Origin of the sequence: Niallia sp. RD1 (assembly GCF_024219955.1) — a bacterium.
GTDB classification, from domain to species: Bacteria; Bacillota; Bacilli; order Bacillales; family Cytobacillaceae; genus Niallia; species Niallia alba.
Genome location: NZ_CP100420.1, coordinates 4,528,227 through 4,551,973 on the forward strand (window position 1 = coordinate 4,528,227; position 23,747 = coordinate 4,551,973).

Genomic DNA, 23,747 nt, shown 5'->3' on the forward strand with positions numbered 1-23,747 from the left:
GAAATAAGCTTGTTCACTAAAAATGATTAGACTCCCTTTTTATATTAGTTCAATAGCTTTTCGATATCCTTTATTATTTCTGAAGGCTTCGTACTTGGTGCATACCGTTCGTGCACTTTTCCATTTTGATCAATTAGAAACTTTGTAAAATTCCATTTAATCGCTTTTACACCTAATGCTCCAGGTGCTTCTTTTGTTAAAAATTGATATAGTGGATCTGCCTCTTTGCCATTTACATCAACTTTTGCAAACATCGGAAAGGTTACACCAAAGTTTATTTCACAAAATGTTTTAATCTCTTCATTTGTTCCAGGATCTTGATTCATAAACTGATTGCTCGGGAAACCCAACACGGAAAAACCCTTTTCTTTATATGCTTGATACAGCTCCTGCAATTCTTTAAATTGGGGAGTGAACCCGCATTTACTTGCTGTATTTACAATTAATAAGACTTTTCCTTTATAATCACTTAATGAGCGCAATTCTCCATCCATCGTTTTTACTTCGAAATCATAAATGCTCATACAACATTCTCCTTATACAGTTAATAATGAATCATGAGATTGCAACGAATGTAACGTTTTTTCCATAAATTCCATCATGGTTATCATATCATCAATCTGTTCTTCTGTAATTAAGCGTTTAAAATCAATGGTAATATGATTATGGACAATATCATCAGAATCAAGGGGATAGAAACTAACTTCTTGGATGATCTTCATGTCCTTTCCCCAAATATCTTCTAATGTATGCTGTAACAGTGTATAAATCTCTGTGTCCTTTTTATGTTTTAAAAATAGATGAATATAGATGGAAGCACCAATTAAACTTTTCTTATTTTTAGTAGCTAAAAGTTCTGCCGATAAATTATGTAAATCAGCAAATAATTCAAACATTACTTTTGCATTTTGTTGATTTTTCAATCGAAATGTTATTGTATACTTCCTTGCGAGTTTACTACTGTTAAATAAATCATTACGATCTAGGACGATGATATCCCCATCCAAATCGCGGTCATAAATAAGACCTTCCATCACTGTTCTCATATTTTCAAAGGCAGTGGGATCAAACATTCTTTTTTCTCCTTTGCTTTTTCCTATTGAAAGAATACCGATCTTTTAGAAAGGCTGTTTTCGTAAAGTTTGTTGCGATTACCCACAGCCGGAATACACTTCGCTTTCCGTGGGGGTGGGGCTCGCGCTGAGTCTCCTCAGCTTCGCCTCCGGGGTCTCAGGCTGTCTCGCTAATCCCCGTGGCGTCTTCGTATATTCCGGCTGCTCCATTTTTCCAACTAATTCTTTTTTTCTATTGAAAAAACAACAATCCTTTAGAAAACAGGCTGCCTATAAAAGCGCAAGCCTTTTACTTACATATAAAAGAAATCTCTTACATTGTGGGTATATAATCCTTGCGCTTTACTTTGACTATTTTAAAATAATCCTACCGCTTTTCCATCTTCATCAACGTCCATGTTTAAAGCAGCTGGTTTTTTTGGTAAACCAGGCATTGTCATGACATCTCCAGTAAGGGCTACGAGAAATCCTGCGCCAATAGAAGGCTTAAACTCACGAATCGTAATCGAAAACCCTTCTGGTCTGCCGATTAATGACGGTTCATCAGATAAGGAGTATTGTGTCTTCGCCATGCAAATAGGGAGATTACCCCAGCCGAATTTTTCAAAGTCAGCAATTTGTTTCTTTGCTTTAGAAGAATATTCCACTCTATTCGCTCCATAAATTTTGGTGGCAATCGCAAGAATCTTTTCTTCTATTGTGGATTCAAGAGAATATAAGTTTTGGAATGTATGTTCGTTCTTTTCCAAAATAGCTAATATCTTTTGAGCAAGTTCTAAGCCACCTTCTCCACCTTTTTCCCATACTTCTGTTAAAGCAACGGGAATGTTTGCTTGTTCACATAGCTCTTTCAACACGTTAATTTCTGATTCTGTATCTGTTATAAATTTATTAATGGCTACAACAAATGGTAAGCCGAATTCCTTAATACTCTCCACATGCTTCTGCAGGTTTGCAAAACCAGTTCGAAGTGCTTCGGTATTTTCCATGGCAAGTTCTTGTTTAGAAACTCCTCCATGCATTTTTAACGCTCGAATCGTTGCAACTATCACAACAATTTCAGGATTTATCTCTTTATTTCTCGACTTAATATTTAAAAATTTCTCTGCCCCTAAATCTGCTCCAAATCCAGCTTCTGTTACTACATAATCTCCTAATTTTACCGCAGCAGTTGTCGCAATAACACTATTGCAGCCATGGGCAATATTCGCAAATGGACCACCATGAATAATAGCTGGAGAATGTTCGATCGTTTGAACTAAATTTGGTTTAATTGCATCTTTAAGTAGTAAAGTAAGTGCTCCTTCAACTTTCAAATCTCCAACTGTCACAGGAGCTTTATCTATATTATAGGCAACGACCATTCGTGATAATCGAGTTTTTAAATCATTAATATCGGATGCCAAACATAATACGGCCATAATTTCAGAAGCAACGGTAATGTCAAAGCCATCTTCCCTTGGTACTCCTTGTAATGGACCACCTAACCCGATAACTACTTTTCTTAGAGCCCGGTCGTTTAAATCCACAGCTCTTTTCCATACGATTCTGCGCTGATCAATGCGGCATTCATTCCCTTGGTGAATATGGTTATCTATTAAAGCTGCTAAAGCATTATTTGCCGTTGTAATGGCATGAAGATCTCCAGTGAAATGCAGGTTTATATCCTCCATTGGAAGCACTTGTGCCTTTCCGCCACCAGCTGCTCCTCCTTTTATGCCCATTGTTGGACCTAAGGAAGGTTCTCTCATCGCAATAACTGCTTTTTTATGTAATTTATTCAATGCATCACCTAAACCAACTGTAACGGTCGATTTCCCTTCTCCTGCGGGAGTTGGGTTAATAGCTGTCACAAGGATAAGTTTACCTGCTTTATTCTTTTTCAAAGTATTTAATGTATCTGCAGAAATTTTCGCTTTATATTTTCCATATAATTCAATATCATCGTCTGATAAGCCAAGTTTCTCGGCAATATGTATAATTGGTTTCATTACTGCTTGTTGAGCAATTTCGATGTCAGATTTCATTTTCGTCTTTACCTCCATGATTTTCCTCCTGCAATTTCAACCTTCAATTAGTATTGTACAATAAAAGAGACGTTATAAGTACACGTTTCGACAAAATCCTTCTACGCTCTCTTCAATTAGTTCCCAATCCTTATTTATTTCTACTAGCAATCTCCTTATAATTTTCTATAAAGTGAAACTTCCAACATTTGGGGTTTTTCCTTCTTCCCCCACTGATGATTAGTTGAACCAATCGAGGCTTTACGGACAGTTAATCACACCAAACTTCCTCGTATTCTCGTAAGCTTATGGTTGAGTCTCACTGTCCGTTAAGAGGAGGCCACTGAAAAAGTCTTTTTTTTCGTGTGAAATGAAGAGCAAGCATATTTGAAAGTGAAAATAAGGTTGGTTTGGAGAGGCGTCCGCTCGACTCCTATGGGAGGCTTGGCACTCGCCCCATGGAAAGCGAGCGGATGCCTCGGAAAACAAATCCATCATCTTATGTTTAAAAAGTGGCTATTGTCCATCATCATTACTAGCCAGTTTTTCAGTGCCCTCCGTTAAGAGTGGGATAAAATAATCTATCTTTTCTAAAATTCAAAACATTATGATTGCGACATATTCAAATCAAATTTATAATAAGCTATGTTGAAGAAAGTGCCATGATAAAGAAACATTCCATTTGATAACTTTTAAGATATTCGGTTATTTCTAAGAAAAACGACCGTATATCTTTGTGTAACACTACTATTTCCATCATAGAAATACATTATAAGATGATTCTATCTTTAGGAGGAGAAATACCTATATGCCAATAAAAATTCCTCATCTCTTACCAGCACGTGAAATACTAGAAGATGAAAATATCTTTGTAATGGAAGAAGGTCGGGCAAAAGCACAAGATATCCGACCATTAAACATATTAATATTAAACCTAATGCCCCAAAAAGAAAAAACAGAGGTACAAATCTTACGCTTGCTTGGGAATACCCCTTTACAAGTAAATATATCCTTTTTAAGAACAGCATCTTACGAATCAAAGAATACAAGTCCATACCATTTGGAACAATTTTATCGTAACTTTGAAGCAATAAAAACAAATAAATACGACGGGATGATTATTACAGGTGCGCCTGTAGAATTAATGAGCTTTGAAGAAGTTGATTATTGGGAAGAATTAACGAAAATAATGGAATGGTCTAAAACAAATGTTACATCTACTCTTCATATTTGTTGGGGAGCACAAGCAGCTCTCTACCATCATTTTGGGATTAATAAGTATCAGTTAGATCAAAAATGTTACGGAATTTATTCCCACTCTGTATTAAATCCGTCGGATAAGTTAATGCGTGGGTTTGATGACAGCTTTTTAGCCCCTCACTCAAGGCATACAAATGTATCAATTGAAGAAATTAAAGCCCATTCGAACCTAGAGCTATTATCTGCCTCAGATGATGCTGGCGCATTTATCATCAGTGCAAATAAAGGAAAACAAATCATGATTACAGGTCATTTAGAATACGATTCTTGTACACTAGCGGAGGAATATAAACGAGATAAAGATAAAGGATTAAATATTCATCTTCCATTACGTTATTTCCCAAATAACAATCCAGGTATGAAGCCGTTAAACAGTTGGCGTTCTCATGCTCATTTATTATTTTCCAACTGGCTAAATTATTATGTCTATCAAGAAACACCTTACGAGTGGAAATAATACTATTAACTTATCAAGTTAAAAGGAAAGAAAATACTGCCTAACAGGCAATACTTTCTTTCCTTTACAATTTAATTTGATGCACAACTTAGCCATTATTGCCGCCACCATTGGAAAAATACACTTCTTCAAATGGCTGAATCACGACAAAGCCTTCTCCCGAAAATTTCATTTGAATGGATTCTCCGCTACCTCTACCAAAAAAAGTTTTAAGGGTTATGTCTGTTACAAATTCTGGCTGTAGGTTTCCCGACCACGCAACTGTTGCATTAGGGTCTGTAAATACTGGGTTATTTGGAGTAACTCTTAGTGTTAGTGGTTCATAGTGAGAAGTAATTGCAACCAGGCCACTTCCAGATAGATTGATATTAAATAAACCACCAGAAAGCATCCCTGCAATTCTCTTCATTAGCTTAATATCCCATTTAATCGATGGTTCAAAAGCAAGTAAATCATTACCGTTCACAAAGATAGAATCCCCATTTAAATGCAGGATGGAAATTTTCTTTCCTTGATCAGCCAAATAAAGCTTTCCATTGCCTTCTGCTTTCATAAGAGAGGCACCTTCGCCTGTTAATGCTTTCTTAAACATTTTGCCTAGTCCATGTTCCAAAATACCTTCCCTTGTAAATCGAATGTTTCCACGATAAGAAACCATACTTCCTGCTTTTGCCCATATTTGATTTGTTAAATTTATTTCGAGCATTCTCTCTGTTTCTAGTTCAAAAATTCCTTCATCCTTATCTTTTTGCTCTGTTTTTGTTAAGAACTCCTCTAATCCATATCTCCCCATACTCTCACCTCTTTTAAATTGTTAATTTTAGGATATCATCTAGAAACGGGAATGAAAATATAAATTTGGGGTAGAGATAAAGTGAAACTTCCATCAGTAGGGATTTCCCTTCATCCCCCACTGATGGTTAGTTGAACCAAGGGGACCTTTATGGACAGTTGATCTCCCTCCTATCTTCCTCGTATTTTCATAAGCTTACTGCAAGAGTCTTACTGTCCGTTAAGAGTGGGATAAATATATTTTCTACGATTGCATAAAACACAAAAGTAAATAATGATAATTTTGAATATGTTTGTATATACTATTTCATATACATTAATTGCTAGGAATAAAATTTATATTTTTCACGAGGAAAGGAGCTACTTTGTATGGAAAAAATAATTGCAGTTGAAAGAAATCATCTAGGAGACATTATTAGTTTTAAAACCTCTAATGGAAGAGTAATCTCCTATCGCAAAGCACTACTGGATATCGAAACAGGCGTTATCGATGGAGTAGAAGTTGTTGAGAATGAAAGAAAGGAAGAAGATCTATCCTTTTCTATAATTGATAACTTTGACAATTACCCCCCTATCTATTAATTGACTTTCTTCATTAACCAATAAGGGCAATTCTCTGTAGGCGTCCATGCTACTGTTATGTTAAGTAGCACATACCTAGAGAGAATTGCCCTTCCCTTATTCGATCGAATCGTTTTTTTGCTGAATTAACTTTAATTCTTTTGTATGTTCTGGGTTTTCCTCAAAAAATTGAACCAAATCTCCAATGCGATCAATCGAGTCCCAGCTTAAATGATGTTCAATTCCTTCCACATCTTCGTATATATTCTCTTCTTTGACACCAATAATTCTTAATAATTGCTCTAATAGCTCATGTCTATAGACTAGTCGTTTCCCGATTTTTTTTCCTTTTGGCGTTAAAACCAAGCCTCTATATTTTTCATAAACTAGATATTCATCCTTATCCAATTTCTGAACCATTTTTGTTACAGAGGAGGGATGTACAGATAAGCCTTCCGCAATATCTGATACTCGTGCATATCCTTTATCTTCTATTAGGTTGTAAATGCGCTCAATATAGTCTTCCATACTAGGTGTCGGCAATTCAACCCCTCCTTTACCAGGATTTCTCCTTTTTTTCTATTTTATTCATTTATACTTGTCTATGTTATCTATGTATGTATAGTCTTTTTTAAACAAGAAAAAATACCCCTTAGAAAATTAAATTTTTTTAAGAAAACGTTTTAAAGTAAAGCAGTATGCACTATTTTCCTATAAATTTTATCTCTCTAAAAAAGGCGATGGATTAAAAGAATATGTCTTTTGCATTTTACTATAAAAAAAAAGGGGAAACAAGATTCTTTCAATCAAAAGCTTACCTTAAAGAGCTCTTGTTTCCTTGTATAATTCAAAGCTACTTTATCATTCTATTTTAGCACTGAAACAATTTCACAGCAAAATTATTCAGAGAATTCCATTTTCCAGCTAAAATACTCATTGTCTTGATTCTTTTCATATTTCATTATGGCATCAAATTTATTCCCTTTTTTGCTTACTAATCCTTTAACGGGTGCTTTGCCATTTTTCAGTAATGCTTTAACCATTGTTTTCGTCGGTTTTTTCTTCATGGTTGCAAGAAATTTATCATTTTTCCAAATTACGAACTTACAGCCATTTTTCCAATTGCTACAACCAAACCCTTTTTTTCCTTCAACAACAGCATGACCACAAAGGGGACATTTCCCTAATACCTCTGTTGTTTGTTTGGTATAGGTTACTTCTTGAATAATGATTTCTTCTTCTTTCTTTATTGTTTCTACTGCGTTTGTCGTGAAGTTGTTAATAATTTGCAAAAATTGCTGTTTGCTAAATTGCCCTTTTTCAATATCATAAAGTGCTTTTTCCAGCTTGCCTGTGAAATCTAAATTAAACAGATCTTTAATCGGAAAGATTTCAACGATTCTTCTTCCTAAATCGGTACAAACTAAATTCTTATTCTTTGCTTCAATATAGCCAATATCTTTTAATTTCTTTATCGTTTCTGCTCGAGTGGCTGGCGTTCCTATACTGAAACCACTTAAGATAGACAAAACATCCTCTTCTTTTTCTGCGTCAAAGTTTTTCCCACACGTTTCCATTAATCGAAGCAATGTCTTTTCCGTATGCTCTTTTGGAGGCTGGGTAGTATGTGTGGTCGTTGTTGCTTCACTTGTAAATACTTCTTCTTGCAACTGAACCAATGGAAGCATGACATCTTTCGATTGAATTTTTTCAATCTTTTTCCAGCCTTCCACTAATTGGACTTTCCCCTTCGTTATAAAGCTGCCCTTTAGTTCTACTTGATTCATGCTCGTAATAATTTTTGTTTCTTCTACTTCAGCAACCGGCATAAACTGCATTAATAATCGGTTTTTTATTGCTTCATATACTTGTTCTTCCTCTTGACTTAATCGTTTTGGTAGCACATACGTTGGAATAATCGCACTATGACTCTCCACTTTTTTATTATCAAAAATTCGTTTGGATGGAAAAAATTTAATTTCCTCTTTGAAAGGCAAACTGTCAGCAAGGAGATTTACTACTTTCTCTGTTTTCGAAATCAAACTTTCTTCTAGTGCAATACTTGCTGTTCTTGGATACGTAATATACTTTTTTTCATAAAGACTTTGTGCAACCTTTAATACTTTATCTGCTGTCCAGCCTTTATATTTACTAGTTATATAGCCTTGAAGATTGGAAAGATTAAATAAGAAGGGTGGATATTCCTTTTTTTTCTGTACTTTTTTTTCGGTTACAATCGCTGTTTTGCCCTTAATTTTTTCCTCTAAATCTTTTAAATAATGTTCCTCTTTAAATTTTTCTTCTTTATTTTCTAAATAGGTACCTATATAATTGCTTCCATTTTCAGTTAAAAACATGGCTTGTAGTTTATAATAATTTTCTGGTACAAAGGTCTCAATTTCTTTATCACGATCATAAATGATTTTTAGTGTTGGAAGTAAAACTCTTCCAATATTTAAAGCTTTCCCTTTGCCCTTTTGATATTTTAAAGTGGCAACAGATGTTAAGTTAATGCCAATTAACCAATCAGCCCATTGTCTGCTAACTCCTGCATCTTGAAGAGGACGCAATTCTTTATTGGAACGAAGATTATCTAAGCCGTTTAATACCTCTTTAGGCGTCCATTCATTCAATAGTAAACGATAGACTTCTTTTTCTGTTCTTAAATTATAAATAATACTGTCCCCGATAAGCTGCCCTTCTCGATCATAGTCACAAGCAGAAATAATTGTATCTACATCTGGCCTTTTCATCAGTCTATGTATTATTTTAAGCTGTTTCTCAGCACCACGGTCCGGTTTATCTCTATTTTTTGGATCGGACTTAACTTTGTATTGAAATTTAGTAGGGACAAATGGAAAATTTTCTAGTTTCCATGTAGACATTTTTTCATCATAGTCCTTTGCATCATTCAATTGTAACAAATGACCAAAAGCCCATGTTACTATATAGCCATTTCCTTCAAAATAGCCGTCTTGTCTATTTTTTATTTTTAATGCATCTGCAATATTTTTCGATACAGATGGTTTTTCTGCTAATATCAATTTCATCTATATCACCTTTTTTCACAACTAATATTCATCCTATTTTTATACAAAATAATATTATAATCGTTATAAAGCGAATTGTATAGAATGGGGAAAAACGGTTAAAATGCAACTGGGGTAGTTTTGAAAGTTTAGTTTTTAAAGGGTATATTCCTTTTTTAATATGTTAATAGCAAACAAAGAAGTAATCAGTATGGGGAATAAGGAAATATCGACCGAGACTTTTCTTTTCATTTAAGTCCCAGTCGATCTCCTATTTAGTTCACGAAAGCATGTTAATATGCTACTTTTAGCGATTTTTTAATTTGTAAATACTGTTCCAATTCTTTTATGACAAAAAAGACATGGGCTTGTTCTTCAAAAGAACGCCAATCACTTGGCAGCTTGTCATGTTTAATCATTTCCTCAACTCGTTGGAGTTTACTTAAAAACAGCACTGCCGTATTCCCTGAATGAACACATAAACTAAGTTCTTCTAAAAAGTCTGCCACAAGCTCGCGTTGAGTATCTAATGTTTCCACAGCTAAAATTCGGTCAAAAAGCCTAGAAATAATTTCTAATTGCTTTTCTCTAATCGTAAAGTACTTATAATAATAATTCTCTTTACGAGAAAAATGATTTTCAACGTCTCTATAGGCTACTGATTTTGCATATTGCACTTCATCTGAGGCACGTTTTAATTTTAATACATAATCTTCTTTCATTTCATTTGTTCGAAGATATACAACCATATCCATCAAAAGCGCTTTAAAATATTGCTCAATATCCTTTTGATGTACTTTCATTTCTTTATCCAAACTAGGCATATAGCTGTTTACAAGTAATGCTGCGCCAATTCCAATTACAATTAACCCTAACTCATTTAGGACTACATCCCAAGTCATATGATTAGTGGAGTAGATATGAAGAATAATAACCGTACTTGTTACTACTCCTTCATTTACTTTAAGTAAAACCGTTGTTGGAATAAATAACAATAACAATAATCCTATAATATATGGTTCAAACGCAATACCTTCAAAGAATATATAGGAAAATGGAATGGCAAGCATACATGCGATAAAACGAGAAAATGCACTATGAAGTGATTTTTTCTTAGAATTTTGTACACACAGAATGGTTATAATCGCTGAAGAAACATAAAAATCTAAATGAAAAAATTGGGCTATAGATATACCTACGCTTACTGCCACTGCTGTTTTAAAGGTTCGGTAACCAATTTTATATTTTTTCAAGTTTTGCCATGCTCTTTGCATCATTAATCACAACCAGTAACAAGTAAATCATCTTGTAAAGAAGCTAACCTCGTATTCATAGCAATTTTATCACCAGGTTTCACCAATAATTGGACAACGGATCCACTAAAAGGAACGCTCACATCTTTTATTTCTCCGGCTAAAGTTCTAATGGTTAAAATTGTTTCCCATTCATAGAAATAAGCATTTTCCTTCATTAGGATCTCATCTACAGTTCCTTCAAACGGACTTAGTATCATCTGGTCTTCTCTTGAGATTTCATAATACGGACTTTGACTGCTCTTTACAATCGTTTCAATCATTTTAATAAATCTTCCCTTTTATTATTATTTTTTAATTAATTTTTGCAAAAGTTTATTTCATTGAAAAACAAACTTGCTTTTATAATAGTAATCATGTTAATAAAAACACATTTCCCCCTTTAATTCAATGATTTCAAGGATATTTTTTTCGTTTTTTCACAGGAAATTTTTGCATCCATCTATTCACTAAAACGCCTGTCAGCTCTCCCTTCTTTGCACACAAGCATGAAAGCGAAAACATACATTTACTACCAACACGAGGTAACCTTCCTACTTTTATTAAGGCATTAAAAGAGGCTGGGACATAAGTATTCCAGCCAAGGATAATTCCGAACAATTATACGAAGATGCTAATGAATGTTCCGTATAATTGTTCGGGCTTTTATTTGTTTTTCAAAGGATGTTTCCATGAAGTTTGGTGCGATTCCCCGCAGCCGGAATACACTTCGCTTTCCATGGGGCTCGCGCTGAGCCGCTTCGGCCTGTGGCCTGCAGGGTCTCAGACTGTCTCGCTAATCCCATAGGAGTCTTCGTGTATTCCGGCTGCTCTGTTTTTCCAACTAATTATATTTCCTCTTGTAAAAAGTATGCAAAAGCAGCCGCTATTTACTAGCTATATTAGAAATTGTTCGTCTTTACAGAGTATCTATTTAGTTATGTCCCATCCTCTACATAAAGTATTTTTTGATCTTACTGTCTGTTTGTATATACCAATTTTCTTTTTCAATAATATTTGCTACCGTCAAAATAAGAGATGGGATTTTTTCTACATTGAATACGATTAAGCCGATTTTTTTTACCATTATGACAAAGGACTCTCCATGCGAAAATGTAGGTAAAACATTTCCTAATTGGAGGATGCTTTTGACAATTGCTTGTTTGCTGTCGTCCTCCAAAACAATATTCGGTGTAAATCGCAAGATCCAATTTTCTTTTTCAATCGAAAATCGATACATTAAGCCACCCTCTTATTCTATTTCCTGAAAACAAAACTGCTACTTCATAATATGTTGAAATTTATTATTTATGAGATATATTATTTTTAGATAGTGAACGAGTCAAATGTTCATTATTTCTTATATATATAGGAATATTCACCCATTATCATGATTTTACATTCACGCTAAAAATAACCGATACATAGGTAAATTTATTAATAAAGTAATAAGTGTTGTATCCGCTTACTTTTTGCGAACAAAACAAGAAAGCCCTTCCATTAATTTGATTAACTTTTCGGAAAAAACGCTTTGAAACCTTGACTACATATGGGTAATCGTGTATATTATAGACATCATTTAACAAAATTCTGAATAATTACTTTCTATTATTATTTTGTTCTATGAGAATATTTATTTTATAGGCACTAACTAGTGTCTTGAAAGGCTTAGGAGGATATTTATTATGCAAAATGGTAAAGTAAAATGGTTCAATAACGAAAAAGGATTTGGATTCATCGAAGTTGAAGGTGGAGACGACGTATTCGTACATTTCACTGCTATTCAAGGCGAAGGCTTTAAATCATTAGAAGAAGGACAAGAAGTTTCTTTCGAAATCGTTGAAGGAAACCGTGGACCTCAAGCTGCTAATGTTGTTAAACTATAATTAATAATTATATATATTAATAATAGTATTCAGGGGATTTTTCAAGGAGTGGTGCTTCTAGAGAAATTCCCTTTTATTTTTCAAATACCTTCTCCAAAAAGGCTTACGCGGTATATGCTAAAAGGTGGAAGCACATATGTCACTTCGCACCTGATAGTTTCTCCCCATATCCTCTTAGCTTATTCCCAACTGTACATTGTGATATACAGAAGCGGTGAGCTCCTCTTTTCCCATACTCTATCTTATTTTGTCGATATAAAAAACAGTCGTTGCAATAGTCTTTCATTAATCCATCTGCTTCTTCAATCAGTTTTTTTCGTTCCAAGCTTCACCCCTCCTTTACCTTTACCTGACAATTAGAGCAATTGCATTTTACTATAGATGCGTTTCCCTTCTAATGCTTGGGTTGCCAATTTATCTGCTTCCTTATTCTCATTTCTTCCAATAGAAGAATATATCATATTTAAATGGAGTTTTTTAAGCTTTACTTCAATCCGATCAAGCCAGTTATTTAATTCTTCCTCATAGCATGGCCATTCGCCTTCTAATTGTTTCAAAACTACTTGGGAATCCCCTTTTACTTCACAAGTAACGTCTTTCACATCGAGCTCTTCAAGTAGGTTTAAGGCGTGAAACAACGCAGCATATTCAGCTTCATTATTGGAAAGAATATCATGAAATAACTCATTTGCGCGAACTCTAAACTTCTTTTTTCCTTGTTGAAAGAATAACACAACTCCAATTCCTGCTGTTTTCGTTTCCTTATGATAGCCACCATCAAAATAAATGATAAAGTCATGCGGCTCTTCTTCCATTTCTTCATTTAGCTTTCGTAATTCTTTTAATGTCCAGCTTGTTCCTTTTTCATCATAAAAAAGCATATCTATTACATCATTCCGCTTCTCAAGTTCCTCTCCTACTTCAAGGGCCGTAGTTGATTGTATCCAATCTGAAGTAAAATAGATTGAATCCTTCTTTTTCTTTCGTTGAAATTTGTATTCCAATTTATATTTCATAACGGTACAACCTTTCTACATATAGAGTGACTTCGATAATGATACTGCGGATCTTATTGCCCCGTTATTGGAGGAAATATCCATTCTTCTTAGAAATAATAAAAAACATTCCCATCTAAGCTTTTTTTCATTTATAATATTTTACATCGCTTGTTATGTTTCATTTCACTTTATTGCAAATAAGACTGGATTGTCATTATACCATTTTTCCATCTAATAACAGGAATAATTATTTTTCATAATTGGTTATATGTTTAATGATATATATACATTTTATGCGAGTTGTATGAAAACAAATAGCAAAACAATTCGTATATAATCATTGTTTAATCATACCAAATTTTTTGGAGGTATCAAAATGATTGAAGTTTATATTGATGGTGCAAGTGCTGGAAACCCTGGTCCAAGTGGTGCTGGTATCTTCATAAAAGGCCATGGTTCTGCAGAAAAATATTCGATTCCACTCGGATTAATGAGTAATCACGAAGCTGAATACCATGCTCTGATAAATGCATTAGAAATCTGCCTAAACAATGATTATCGAACAGTGAGTTTTCGCACTGATTCTGAACTTGTTAGTCGTGCAATTGAAAAAGAGTTCGCTAAAAACAAAAAATTTGCTCCGCTGCTAGAAAAATCATTAAAACTCATAAATGAATTAGATTTATTCTTTATTAAATGGATCCCTAGTAAAGATAATAGGACGGCTGATGAATTAGCAAGACTTGCAATAAGAAAAAATAAATAAAGAAGGGAATTCGTCCATTGAAAATACATACTTCCGCTCGGTTGGCAGACGTCTCCCTTTTATTTGTAGCACTAGTATGGGGTGCTACCTTTGTAATCGTGCAAAATGCAATTGCTTTTCTACAACCACTTATATTTAATGGGATTCGCTTCTTCTTGGCAGCCCTATTTTTATTTGTATGGTTACTTCTTTTTAAGCCTTCCCAACTAAAGCAATTAAATATACATTGCTTAAAATCTGGAATAAGCTTAGGATTATGTTTATTTATTGGTTATGCCTTTCAAACAATCGGTTTAGTATATACGACAAGCTCGAAGGCTGGGTTTATAACTGGATTGAGTGTGGTGCTTGTTCCTTTATTTTTGTATCTTTTTCTGAAACAAGCTTTACTTGTTAACCATATTATTGGTGTGGCTATTGCTACTATAGGACTTTATCTTTTAACGATGAGCAATACCTTTTCCATTAATATAGGGGATTTTTTTGTGTTCATTTGCGCCATTGGTTTTGCTTTGCAAATCATTTTAACAGGCAAATATAGTAAAGAACATCCAACCTTATTATTAACGATTGTTCAACTTTTAACGGTATCCGTTTTAGGGATAATGGGTAGCATTTTATTCGAGAACCCTAAGGCAAATTTTAAAATCGATATCTTGCTTCATCATGAAGTCATCATTGCCTTATTAATCACTTCTATTCTTGCTACCGCATTGGCGTTTATCATTCAAACAAGTTTGCAAAAATACACCAATTCTACCAGAGTTGCTTTAATTTTTGCAACTGAACCTGTATTCGCAGCAGCAACTGCTTACCTATTTAGTAATGAACAATTAACAACTAGTTCAGCAATCGGCTGTATATTGATTTTACTTGGAATGATTTTTGCTGAATTACCGAAGAAAGTATTATTTGCTGCTTTTCAAAAGGTTATGGAGAAATAATGTACTATTTTATTTTTCGTAAAGCTTGTTGCTAGTAAGCCACAGCCAAATTCATGGAAACATCCTTTTTAAAACAAATAAAAAAACCAAACAATTATACGGAACTTTTATTAGTATCTTCGTATAATTGTTTGGTTTTATCCTTGCTGGGATGCTTTTGTCACAGCCTCCGTTTAGTGAAAATAACTTTATCCACTTTATACAGACAAGTTAAAGCGGAAATAAGTGATTTTTTTTTATAAAGCTCATTACTTCTTTTTTGGTTTTCAGTTCATTATCGTTAAACATCTCTAGTAAGGAAACAAAAAAACTTCCATCAAATTTCTTTTGTAATTTTAGCGTACATTCAATAGCTGTTATAACAAGTTCATCTGTAGTATTTGTATATGCTTTGCCAAAATAAATAAAACCTATCGCATCTTCACCAAAGGAAAAGCCTTTACTTTCTAAAAAGAGCAAATACTCCTCGACAGTTTTCAAACTTAATGTACATTCCCCTCTATCCTTTTACCTATATGTTACTTTATATCACGACAATTTTCTAGTTTTTTCAACATTATTCCACTGCTTTAATGACGTTTGTCATATATTATTCATTACTATTCTTTAGATGATTTAATCAAAAAAGGATAGAGAATCAAATGGATCATTTTCGACTCTCTATCCCTCTTATTACCGATGTAAAAACGATCGTTTCTTTTTTGTTAATATATGTCCTAGAAAACCAATCAGTATGCCTAATAAGGCACCGCCAAGCACTTCTTGAGGCTGATGTCCAAGCATTTCTTTCAATTTTTTTGGTTGCTTCTCTTTAAAAGCAATATTTTTATCTGTATTAATTTTATCAACTAAATCTCCTAAATCATTCACTTTTAACGTTAATTCACCTGTTTGTCTTCTAATGCCTTGCGCATCATACATAACGATCAACCCATAAATTAGAGATAAAGCAAAGTCAATCGTTGGCATGCCTCTTTTTAGTGCTATGAAAGTCGTTAGAGAAGATACTCCTGCAGAGTGAGAGCTTGGCATTCCACCTGTTTGAAAAAACAAGCCTTTATCCCATTTTTTCGTCTTCAAAAAATGAATGGGGATTTTAAGAAACTGCGCCATTCCAATACTTATTAAGGCTACATAGACACCCTTATTCATATAATCACCTCTAACAAATAGTCTCTTTATTTATGGATGATATTATTCTTGCTTGCTCATACTATGAATGAATTTTTATTTCCACTATTAGGTGAAGAGGTGAATATAATGAGTAAAAACCAACGAAACAGAGGGAAAGCTGCTGGCGGTGTCAATCCACAAGGCTATGGCCAAGATGCAGATATCACTCCATCTCCCAAAAGCAAATTAGAAAATGCGGCAAAGAAGAAAAACACAAAATAAGAATTAATAAAGGGAAACTTCCATCAGTGGGGGTTTTCCTTCATCCCCACTGATGGTTAGTTGAACCAATCGGACCTTTACAGTTGATCTCCCACCTAGCTTCCTCGTATACTCATAAGCTTGAAGTGGGGTCTTACTGTCCGTTAAGAGTGGGATAAAAAGCCACTACCATTATTGTTCATCCTTTAAACATAGTGGTAGTGGCAGTTCACAATATTATTTTCTTATTAAAATAAAGTAAGTTCTTCTTTCTTCTCTACATAATGATGGAATCTTTTAAATTCTAGTTCTTCGAATTTCTGAATAGCAAGATTCGGATTTATGTCTAAAAAACTTTCTTCCAGTAAACAACTTACCGGGACATCGCATTTAATTTCCGCTAAACGTCTACTTAAATGCAGCATTTCAAGATCGGCTTCAATTTTCGCTCGCTGTCCCTTAGTTAGTAGCGCTAAATTAGTAAGTATTCCTTCTATATCTTGATGAGTTTGAAGAAGCTTTAAAGCTGTTTTTTCACCAATTCCTCTAACACCTGGATAATTATCGCTCGTATCACCCATTAATCCCTTCAAATCGATCATTTGCTGTGGAGTGATTCCCTTTTCCTCTTGAAAATTTACTGGAGTATAAAGCATATAATTACCATATCCTTTTTTTAATAAGGCAACAGAAACATGGTCATCCAGTAATTGGAGGATATCTTGATCACCTGTTAGAATGGTAACATTCGCTTCACCTTGCATTTGTTTCGCAATCGTTCCAATACAATCATCGGCCTCAAAGCCACTAATACCAATATTCGGTACATTAAAGCTTTCAACAACCTCTTTTACTAAATCGAATTGTGGTATTAGTTCAACAGGAGCGTCTGAACGATTCGCTTTATAAGAAGGATACATTTCTGTTCTAAATGTCGTACTTCCCATATCCCAGCAAACCGCTACATGGGAGGGCTTAAAATGTTCAATTGCTGTGAAGAAGTGTTTTACAAAACCATGAATGGCATTTGTTGGGATTCCTTTTGAATTCACCATATATTGACCTGTAACTGCTGTAGCAAAAAATGCACGAAACAACAGAGCCATTCCATCTACTAGCATTAGGTTAGCTTTTTTCTCATTGCTCAAATTTCATCTCTCCTTTATTTCCATTAGTATATTATAACAGATTGACCCAAGGTTGTGGCTGGTAGCTTTTTCTTCTCCTTTTTTTGTTGAATTTAAAATAAGCTGTTTGTAAGTTAAAAAACAGGAAACTAAATTTCCCATTAGTTTCCTGTTCATCTAATCCAGCTTATTTAATATAAGTTCAAAACTATTATACTCTCTTCCCATTTCATCTAACTTTGTTTCTACTAGTGTAAAACCTAAGGTCTCCCACTTTTTTATTCTTCAGACTTACTTGGCAAACAAGTCTCAATTTCATTCTCTTCATAGGAGATCCAATCACTAAAACTACCCGGATAAAGCTTTACCTTATCTAGTCCAGCCATTTTCAAAGAAATATAATTAGGGGTAGCCGTTATGCCAGAACCACAATATACAATATATTCTTTGTTCGGATCTAATCTAGAGAATCTATCTTTTTGCTCACTAGTTGATAAAAAGAATCCATCTTTTAATCCTTCTGTCCATATGATGTTTATCGCCCCAGGAATATGTCCACTTTTCTTATCGATTGGCTCTATTTCTCCTGTATAGCGTTTATGTTCTCTAGAATCAATTAGTATCCTATCTTGCTTTTTTGCCTTTACTTGGGCTAAGACTTCCTCATAAGTTGCCATCATATGTGTCTGAATAACAGGAGTGAAAGTAGTCTTTGAAAAAGTTGAGACTTCTTTTGTAATAGGATAGCCCTTCTTTATCCATTCTTTATAGCCGCCGTCTAAAATATATGTATATGGATGACCTATATAGTTTAACAACCACCAAAATCTCCCAGAAAATGCCCCCTCCCCATTATCATAGGCAATAACAATAGTATCCGGACCAATCCCTATATGTTCTAACTTCTCCACAAACTCTTCCATATCTGGTAATGGATGTCTTCCCCCATGTTCGCTTATTGGATTGGAGAGATCATTTTCCAAGTGAAAATAAGCACTATTCGGAATATGACCTTCTTTATACCAGTCTGTACCATTGTCAGGATTTGTTAAATCAAAGCGACAATCAATAATTCTAACTGAATCATTTTCTAAATTTTCTTTTAACCAATCAACACTTTTTACGATTTCCATCTTCATTCCTCCCATAGTAAGTCCTATTTACTCGTTTGCTGTGAATCTATTTGTGTTGATTCTTTTAAAATCCATTCAAGCTTTTCTATATTTTCATGTTCCGTCAATAATGCCGTTTTGCCATCATAATATTCAGCCACTTGTTCATTTACATCGTTAAGAAGTTTATCGATATGTTGTTCAAATAACTCTTTATAAAAAGTAAAGAAGAAGTGGATTTGTTCTTTTATAAAACTATTTCCATGCTCATCAACTAATTGTTCCAACTCTACCCCCATATTCTTTCGTTCATTATTTTCAAAAAAGCTTTTTGGGTTTTTGTAATATTTAATTCCGATTTTATTAAGAGCATTATCTAATTCTTTAAAAGGAGCATGATAAGTTAAACTTGAAGCCAATTCATGTTCCATTTCTTCCTGTAACCGAATTTCCCCATTGTGGGACTGGACCAATTGCTGAACTTCCTCATAACCTTCTTTTCTTTGTTTAAAAAATAGTTGATCTAACCTTACGTTTACTGCTCGTAATTCTTGTTCAAATTCAAAATTCAACTGTATTAGAAAGGAAGCCGTCGCAAGGGATATTTCTCTTTTCTTATTATCCCCTCGCAAAATGGATGGATGGTATGCCTCCTTCATTAATTCATTTAAACGGAACATAACTCTCTGCTTTAAATAAAATAATTGTTCCTCTACTTCCATTTTGAATTTTCCTAAAATATCTTGAAAACTTTTTGTTTCAATTTGGGAGAGAATATTTCGTTTTTCTTCCGCCATTCTAAATAACTCTTGTTCTGCTACTTCTTTTTTTGCAAATGCTGATTCTATTAATTTCTTTAAAAGTTCCCTTGTTCCCTCATAATCTTTTTTGGCAGATTGAAGCATCATCGATAACCATTCATGTTCGATAAAGTCATACATTTGCTCCTCTGCTTTTTTCATCCATTTCCCATATATATGATGCTTATAATAAAGACTAGATACAGGAAGAATTCTCGGAGAGCGAATTCCATATAATTGTAATTGTTCTTGTAAATACACCTGTACAGCTGCTTGCTCTTCCTCATCCTTCGCTAAATCTATTGCATTAATTACAAAAAATATTTTATCTTTTTCGAAGGCATCCTTTAATCTTCCAAGCTGCACAAGAAAAGCACGGTCAGCTTTGGAAAATGCGTGATTATAGTAGCTGACATAAAAAATACAATCTGCTTTTTTCATAAATTCAAAGCTTAATTCCGTATGTCTGCTGTTAATAGAGTCTCCGCCTGGCGTATCAACGAGCGTAATTCCTTTTCTAGTAATCATACAGTCAAAGTAAACATCAATCGATGCCACAAAACAAGAAGTCTCTTCCACTGCAACATAATTAGAAAGCTCTTCTAAATCAATATTAATTTCACTGCCCAAGTGATCTCGATGAACAGAATAGCCTTTTATAAAAGCTTGAAGATAGCGAAATTCATTTGCATATCTCTCAACTGGATTAGCAACCAGCTTTTTTATCAAATTTTGTGCGACTTCAATAGAGCTAGCTTCTTCCTTTACTAACTGTAAATAGTCATTTATCTCTGTAAGCATTTCAGACTCTGTTTTCCATTTAACAATCACCGTTTTGTGAGGATGTTCTTCATCAATTGGCAAAATTCGGTTTATAGTTGCCGTCGTTGGGTTCGGTGAAACTGGTAGAATCGGATAATCTAGTAAGGCATTGGCAAAAGAAGACTTCCCTGCACTAAAGGCACCAAATAAGCAAATAGTATAAGTACGATTTTCAATATTTGAGGCTTTGGCAAGTAAATTTTTAGCTATATGTGTAAATCCCTTTACCTTTTGAAGGTTACTACTTAAAAAACGTAACTGCCTTATTATTAGGTCTGTATCCAATTCATTTTTTACCTCTAGCTTTTGATTCTCAGCCATTTTTATTTTCTTTTCCGGTGATGTTGTTTTTATAGAAGAGAAGGATTGATATGTTATCTCTTCTTTATCTGAGTCTAGTAACACTCGCAAAATGCTCTCATCAACTGTTTGTGCTATAGTAAGCTGTTCGAGATTCTCTTTCCATTCTTGCCATTCGGTCTCTACCTCTTCTTTTTTTAGCTTAGTATTTGCATATTCTTGCCATTTTTTCTGCTCTGTAATAAGCGTTTCTTTTTCCTTATGTAATTGGTGTTGACGCTCTTCTTTCCATTGAGCAAAAAGCTGAGCGATTTCTTTTCTAAAAGACTGCTTTAAATCATTTTCAACTGTCTCACAATAAACTAGAACATAGTTTTCCGAAAGCTGTGCATCCTTATTTACTAACTCCTTTAATTTGTGAGCATCGAGAAGAGACGCAAGCCCTTTAATAATCGAAAAATACTCGGATTTACCCTGTTTCTCAAAAAACTGTGATAGCGGCGTTATCAATTGAATTTGGACTAGTTTTTCTAGCTCTTTGTAAAATGTTAAAAGTCTTTCCTCTCTTTCTTTTTGTGTTTTACTTTTACTGCCAAATAATCCAATTTTAAAATTTTTCTGTTCTGTTTCCAAATATGCTTTTGCTAATTCACGAAGATTGAAAGGCATAATATATGCATTTTTAATTATCGAATTCCATTCATTTTCTAAAGAGCCTACCATTTCACTTTCTTTATCATCTATTGTTCGAATTTCATTTTCGACTATACACAAGGTTGATTCTAAAGAACGATAGTCTTCCTCTGTTAAACCTGATAAGTGTTCCTCAAAAGGAGCGATTAGTTCAGCAGTCTTTGCTTCAATAAAAGAGATATGGTCTTTATAAAGTTTTTGAAAGGATTCATCCATTGAAATGGGAAGAATGGAATCTTTTTCATTCATTTTTTTTATAATAAACCTCTTTAAATCCTCTAATCCTTGATAAAAATAATTTGTTTCGATTAATGTAGTGAAAAATATTTTTTCTGGCTTAATACCATAAGATAAAAAGGAATCGGAAACACTTTGTTTAAAATCTTGAAACGAAATTTCCGCTTCTCGATGCTTATCCATTTGATTAACGACTAACACAAATTTTTTTCCAGAATCAACTAACTGTTTCGTAAAATCAAAATTTATTTCGGACTGCACATGATTATAATCAACGACATAAAAAATAATATCTGCAAGATGAATACTAGATTCTGTTGCTAATTGATGAGCTTGATCTGTACTATCTATCCCTGGAGTATCCATTAAAATAGTATTCTCTAAAAGCAACTCCGTGTCTAACTGAACTTCCAATTCTTTTATATCCTCAACTCTTTCTGTTGCCTGAAGTACTCCTTTTATATCAAGAACATCTGTATAAACATCTCCTTGATTAGAACGGTAGGAAACTTTTAACTGGTTTCTTCCTTTTTTCACACGGATAATATTGGCGGTTGTTGGAATGGGACTTGTTGGTAAAACCTGTGTACCAATAAGTTTATTAATCATGCTTGATTTTCCGGCAGAATAATGTCCACAAAAAGTCACTATAAATTCTTTTTTTGTTGCTTTCTTGATTAGTTGTTTCAACCTTTGTGCCGTTTGCTGATCACCATGTGCCAAAAAATATTGATAAAATGCTGTCCATTTATGTAAAATATCTGTATTCGTTGAAAGCATGATAGACTCCTTTTCATCCTGTATTTCTTTTATTTTAACTATTTTCCAAGTAACAATAAAGAAAAATTAACTGAAAATTGAAAGCGAAGACAAAAAATCACATGATTCTTATAAAGTGAAACTTCCGTCAGTGGGTTTTTCCTTCCTCCCCCACTGATGGTTAGTTGAACCAATCGGACAATTACGGATAGTAAGAGTGGAATAAAACGACAATAAAAAACTGCTTTTCCTTGTCAGCACTCCCACCTATTTTGGTGAGCTGTGTTGACAAGAAAAAACAGTATTTATCAAAAGTTTATGTATATCTATTGTTTAGGGTTTGTTGCCTTCGTTGTATTATTCAAGACATATTTCATAACAAATAAATAACCAATTACCGTTAAACCAATTGGAAAAGCTACCATTCGTTACACCTCTTTTCCTTAATGAGAATAATTTTCTATCTCATTTATATAGTATCATTAATGAAAATCATTTTCAATAAGAAAAAAGTTTCGATTATTTTTTCACATATGCATAGGCGAAAAGCTTATCCATCAACACCATTAGGAAAAATGTACCATGATTATCCTCCTATTCCCCAGAAAAATTTTGAACAAAATAGGTCTATTTTATGATAAGATGTTTTTATTAGAAGGATGGGGGAATAGTAAGTGACATTAACAAAAAGTACAACTGAAATCTTAAATGCAACTATTGAGGCTGTAAAAGGTGTTATTCCCTGTGAACTACAAATTGAGAAGCCAGCTTTAACTGTTTCACCCTTTATTTTACAATCTTTAGGGGTATTAATAGGCTTAACTGGAGATTTCCGTGGCAGAATCATTATTGACGGAAATAACCAAGTTTTTGGTAAGATTGGCGAATCTATGTTTGGTATGTTTTTAGAAGGAGAAATGCTTGAATCATTCTCTGGGGAATTGGGTAATATGATTGCTGGAAATTTATCTACTTTTGTATCACAAAATGGAATTGAAATAGATATTACTCCACCTACTGTTTTAGCTGGAGAAACAAAGTTATCTGGTTTTGAAAAGGCTCTTAGCCTACCAATTTCACTTCAAAATATTGGTCAATTGACCATTGTATTAATCTTAGAGATTTAAATTAAATCTACATCAGTGTTTTCCTAACACTGATTTTTCATTTAGATACTCTTTTACTGATGGAAATCGTCTCCTTTCTGCTCTTCATATGGTGCTCTGAGCAGACTGCATCAGTCACAGAATTAAACAAAAAAGCAGAAAAGTAACTTACTTTTTCTGCTTTTTTTGTTTTACTTATTATTTGTATGGCTTTGTACTTCAATTTTTATTAGATTCTCCGCTTTATGCCCACAGCATTTACATATTGTCTTTTCTGTATAGATGTTCAGGCAGTGACTACAATAATAATTCACCATATTTATCACACCCACTTCTTCATAAACATATATTAG

At 33.8% G+C, this 23,747-nt stretch carries 23 protein-coding genes; 7 read left to right on the forward strand and 16 right to left on the reverse strand.

Features of this window, described 5'->3' with window-relative positions:
* Positions 1-44 precede the first annotated feature (44 nt).
* The 3 genes from NKG37_RS21870 to NKG37_RS21880 form a co-directional block, all read right to left on the reverse strand.
* Positions 45-524, reverse strand: a complete 480-nt coding sequence (locus NKG37_RS21870; RefSeq protein ID WP_169188745.1) for a glutathione peroxidase — start codon at positions 522-524, stop codon at positions 45-47.
* 12 nt (positions 525-536) lie between these two features.
* Positions 537-1,073, reverse strand: a complete 537-nt coding sequence (locus tag NKG37_RS21875; protein ID WP_169188746.1) for a hypothetical protein — start codon at positions 1,071-1,073, stop codon at positions 537-539.
* Between the two features lie 356 nt (positions 1,074-1,429).
* A complete protein-coding gene (locus NKG37_RS21880; RefSeq protein WP_169188747.1) occupies positions 1,430-3,118 on the reverse strand; it encodes a formate--tetrahydrofolate ligase in 1,689 nt (562 codons plus the stop codon).
* 769 nt (positions 3,119-3,887) lie between these two features.
* Here NKG37_RS21880 and metA point away from each other — a divergent pair.
* A complete protein-coding gene (metA, locus tag NKG37_RS21885; RefSeq protein ID WP_016203111.1) occupies positions 3,888-4,796 on the forward strand; it encodes a homoserine O-acetyltransferase MetA in 909 nt (302 codons plus the stop codon).
* A gap of 88 nt (positions 4,797-4,884) precedes the next feature.
* On the opposite strand, the gene NKG37_RS21890 is transcribed toward metA, so the two are convergent.
* Positions 4,885-5,589, reverse strand: a complete 705-nt coding sequence (locus NKG37_RS21890) for an AIM24 family protein (RefSeq protein WP_101730988.1) — start codon at positions 5,587-5,589, stop codon at positions 4,885-4,887.
* Positions 5,590-5,957: 368 nt separating this feature from the next.
* Here NKG37_RS21890 and NKG37_RS21895 point away from each other — a divergent pair, with 368 nt between their 5' ends.
* Positions 5,958-6,170: a DUF3892 domain-containing protein gene (locus tag NKG37_RS21895; RefSeq protein WP_101730987.1), complete on the forward strand. Its 213-nt coding sequence runs from the start codon at positions 5,958-5,960 to the stop codon at positions 6,168-6,170.
* Positions 6,171-6,266: 96 nt separating this feature from the next.
* Here NKG37_RS21895 and mntR read toward each other — a convergent pair whose 3' ends face one another.
* The 5 genes from mntR to NKG37_RS21920 all read right to left on the reverse strand — a co-directional run bounded on the left by mntR (position 6,267) and on the right by NKG37_RS21920 (position 11,710).
* Entirely contained in the window at positions 6,267-6,692 is a 426-nt protein-coding gene (gene mntR, locus NKG37_RS21900) for a transcriptional regulator MntR (RefSeq protein ID WP_016203108.1), read from the reverse strand.
* Positions 6,693-7,048: 356 nt separating this feature from the next.
* Positions 7,049-9,199 (reverse strand): type IA DNA topoisomerase, encoded by a 2,151-nt coding sequence (locus NKG37_RS21905; RefSeq protein WP_016203107.1) that lies wholly within the window; start codon positions 9,197-9,199, stop codon positions 7,049-7,051.
* A 272-nt stretch (positions 9,200-9,471) separates the two neighbouring features.
* On the reverse strand, positions 9,472-10,455 hold the full coding sequence (locus NKG37_RS21910) for an aromatic acid exporter family protein (RefSeq protein WP_016203106.1): 984 nt from the start codon (positions 10,453-10,455) through the stop codon (positions 9,472-9,474).
* Positions 10,455-10,754 (reverse strand): hypothetical protein, encoded by a 300-nt coding sequence (locus tag NKG37_RS21915; protein ID WP_016203105.1) that lies wholly within the window; start codon positions 10,752-10,754, stop codon positions 10,455-10,457. Before NKG37_RS21915 ends, NKG37_RS21910 begins: the two co-directional genes overlap by 1 nt.
* Positions 10,755-11,422: 668 nt before the next feature.
* Positions 11,423-11,710 (reverse strand): hypothetical protein, encoded by a 288-nt coding sequence (locus NKG37_RS21920; protein ID WP_101730985.1) that lies wholly within the window; start codon positions 11,708-11,710, stop codon positions 11,423-11,425.
* 445 nt (positions 11,711-12,155) lie between these two features.
* On the opposite strand from NKG37_RS21920, the gene cspD reads away from it, so the two are divergent.
* The gene (gene cspD / locus NKG37_RS21925; protein WP_009332654.1) at positions 12,156-12,356 is read left to right on the forward strand and encodes a cold-shock protein CspD; all 201 of its coding nucleotides are present in this window, start codon (positions 12,156-12,158) and stop codon (positions 12,354-12,356) included.
* 139 nt (positions 12,357-12,495) lie between these two features.
* Here cspD and NKG37_RS21930 read toward each other — a convergent pair whose 3' ends face one another.
* A complete protein-coding gene (locus tag NKG37_RS21930) occupies positions 12,496-12,681 on the reverse strand; it encodes a zinc-finger domain-containing protein (protein ID WP_101730984.1) in 186 nt (61 codons plus the stop codon).
* Between the two features lie 31 nt (positions 12,682-12,712).
* Positions 12,713-13,372 carry a reverse transcriptase-like protein gene (locus NKG37_RS21935; RefSeq protein ID WP_016203103.1) on the reverse strand — a complete coding sequence of 220 codons (660 nt, stop codon included), beginning with the start codon at positions 13,370-13,372 and terminating at the stop codon, positions 12,713-12,715.
* Between the two features lie 358 nt (positions 13,373-13,730).
* Between NKG37_RS21935 and NKG37_RS21940 the strand changes: the two genes are divergently transcribed.
* Positions 13,731-14,120: a reverse transcriptase-like protein gene (locus NKG37_RS21940; RefSeq protein WP_016203102.1), complete on the forward strand. Its 390-nt coding sequence runs from the start codon at positions 13,731-13,733 to the stop codon at positions 14,118-14,120.
* A 17-nt stretch (positions 14,121-14,137) separates the two neighbouring features.
* A complete protein-coding gene (locus NKG37_RS21945) occupies positions 14,138-15,064 on the forward strand; it encodes a DMT family transporter (protein ID WP_016203101.1) in 927 nt (308 codons plus the stop codon).
* Between the two features lie 210 nt (positions 15,065-15,274).
* Here NKG37_RS21945 and NKG37_RS21950 read toward each other — a convergent pair whose 3' ends face one another.
* Positions 15,275-15,544 (reverse strand): DUF6123 family protein, encoded by a 270-nt coding sequence (locus tag NKG37_RS21950; protein WP_016203100.1) that lies wholly within the window; start codon positions 15,542-15,544, stop codon positions 15,275-15,277.
* 192 nt (positions 15,545-15,736) lie between these two features.
* A complete protein-coding gene (locus NKG37_RS21955; RefSeq protein ID WP_016203099.1) occupies positions 15,737-16,216 on the reverse strand; it encodes a divergent PAP2 family protein in 480 nt (159 codons plus the stop codon).
* 108 nt (positions 16,217-16,324) lie between these two features.
* Here NKG37_RS21955 and sspL point away from each other — a divergent pair, with 108 nt between their 5' ends.
* Entirely contained in the window at positions 16,325-16,459 is a 135-nt protein-coding gene (gene sspL / locus NKG37_RS21960; protein ID WP_016203098.1) for a small, acid-soluble spore protein L, read from the forward strand.
* A gap of 227 nt (positions 16,460-16,686) precedes the next feature.
* Here the strand turns inward: sspL and NKG37_RS21965 are convergent, their stop codons facing one another.
* The 3 genes from NKG37_RS21965 to NKG37_RS21975 all read right to left on the reverse strand — a co-directional run bounded on the left by NKG37_RS21965 (position 16,687) and on the right by NKG37_RS21975 (position 22,309).
* Positions 16,687-17,559, reverse strand: a complete 873-nt coding sequence (locus tag NKG37_RS21965) for a 5'-3' exonuclease (RefSeq protein WP_224428192.1) — start codon at positions 17,557-17,559, stop codon at positions 16,687-16,689.
* A 284-nt stretch (positions 17,560-17,843) separates the two neighbouring features.
* Positions 17,844-18,692: a sulfurtransferase gene (locus tag NKG37_RS21970; protein ID WP_040343328.1), complete on the reverse strand. Its 849-nt coding sequence runs from the start codon at positions 18,690-18,692 to the stop codon at positions 17,844-17,846.
* 29 nt (positions 18,693-18,721) lie between these two features.
* Positions 18,722-22,309, reverse strand: coding sequence for a dynamin family protein (locus NKG37_RS21975; RefSeq protein ID WP_254415341.1), 3,588 nt, complete (start codon positions 22,307-22,309; stop codon positions 18,722-18,724).
* Between the two features lie 653 nt (positions 22,310-22,962).
* On the opposite strand from NKG37_RS21975, the gene NKG37_RS21980 reads away from it, so the two are divergent.
* The gene (locus NKG37_RS21980) at positions 22,963-23,415 is read left to right on the forward strand and encodes a chemotaxis protein CheX (RefSeq protein WP_016203092.1); all 453 of its coding nucleotides are present in this window, start codon (positions 22,963-22,965) and stop codon (positions 23,413-23,415) included.
* Positions 23,416-23,747: the final 332 nt, after the last annotated feature.

Coding starts and splice junctions, on each gene's coding strand:
- NKG37_RS21870 (WP_169188745.1), bottom strand. CDS start 524: ATGAGCATTTATGATTTCGAAGTAAAAACGATGGATGGAGAATTGCGC.
- NKG37_RS21875 (WP_169188746.1), bottom strand. CDS start 1,073: ATGTTTGATCCCACTGCCTTTGAAAATATGAGAACAGTGATGGAAGGT.
- NKG37_RS21880 (WP_169188747.1), bottom strand. CDS start 3,118: ATGGAGGTAAAGACGAAAATGAAATCTGACATCGAAATTGCTCAACAA.
- metA (WP_016203111.1), top strand. CDS start 3,888: ATGCCAATAAAAATTCCTCATCTCTTACCAGCACGTGAAATACTAGAA.
- NKG37_RS21890 (WP_101730988.1), bottom strand. CDS start 5,589: ATGGGGAGATATGGATTAGAGGAGTTCTTAACAAAAACAGAGCAAAAA.
- NKG37_RS21895 (WP_101730987.1), top strand. CDS start 5,958: ATGGAAAAAATAATTGCAGTTGAAAGAAATCATCTAGGAGACATTATT.
- NKG37_RS21905 (WP_016203107.1), bottom strand. CDS start 9,199: ATGAAATTGATATTAGCAGAAAAACCATCTGTATCGAAAAATATTGCA.
- NKG37_RS21910 (WP_016203106.1), bottom strand. CDS start 10,455: ATGATGCAAAGAGCATGGCAAAACTTGAAAAAATATAAAATTGGTTAC.
- NKG37_RS21915 (WP_016203105.1), bottom strand. CDS start 10,754: ATGATTGAAACGATTGTAAAGAGCAGTCAAAGTCCGTATTATGAAATC.
- NKG37_RS21920 (WP_101730985.1), bottom strand. CDS start 11,710: ATGTATCGATTTTCGATTGAAAAAGAAAATTGGATCTTGCGATTTACA.
- cspD (WP_009332654.1), top strand. CDS start 12,156: ATGCAAAATGGTAAAGTAAAATGGTTCAATAACGAAAAAGGATTTGGA.
- NKG37_RS21935 (WP_016203103.1), bottom strand. CDS start 13,372: ATGAAATATAAATTGGAATACAAATTTCAACGAAAGAAAAAGAAGGAT.
- NKG37_RS21940 (WP_016203102.1), top strand. CDS start 13,731: ATGATTGAAGTTTATATTGATGGTGCAAGTGCTGGAAACCCTGGTCCA.
- NKG37_RS21955 (WP_016203099.1), bottom strand. CDS start 16,216: ATGAATAAGGGTGTCTATGTAGCCTTAATAAGTATTGGAATGGCGCAG.
- sspL (WP_016203098.1), top strand. CDS start 16,325: ATGAGTAAAAACCAACGAAACAGAGGGAAAGCTGCTGGCGGTGTCAAT.
- NKG37_RS21965 (WP_224428192.1), bottom strand. CDS start 17,559: ATGCTAGTAGATGGAATGGCTCTGTTGTTTCGTGCATTTTTTGCTACA.
- NKG37_RS21975 (WP_254415341.1), bottom strand. CDS start 22,309: ATGCTTTCAACGAATACAGATATTTTACATAAATGGACAGCATTTTAT.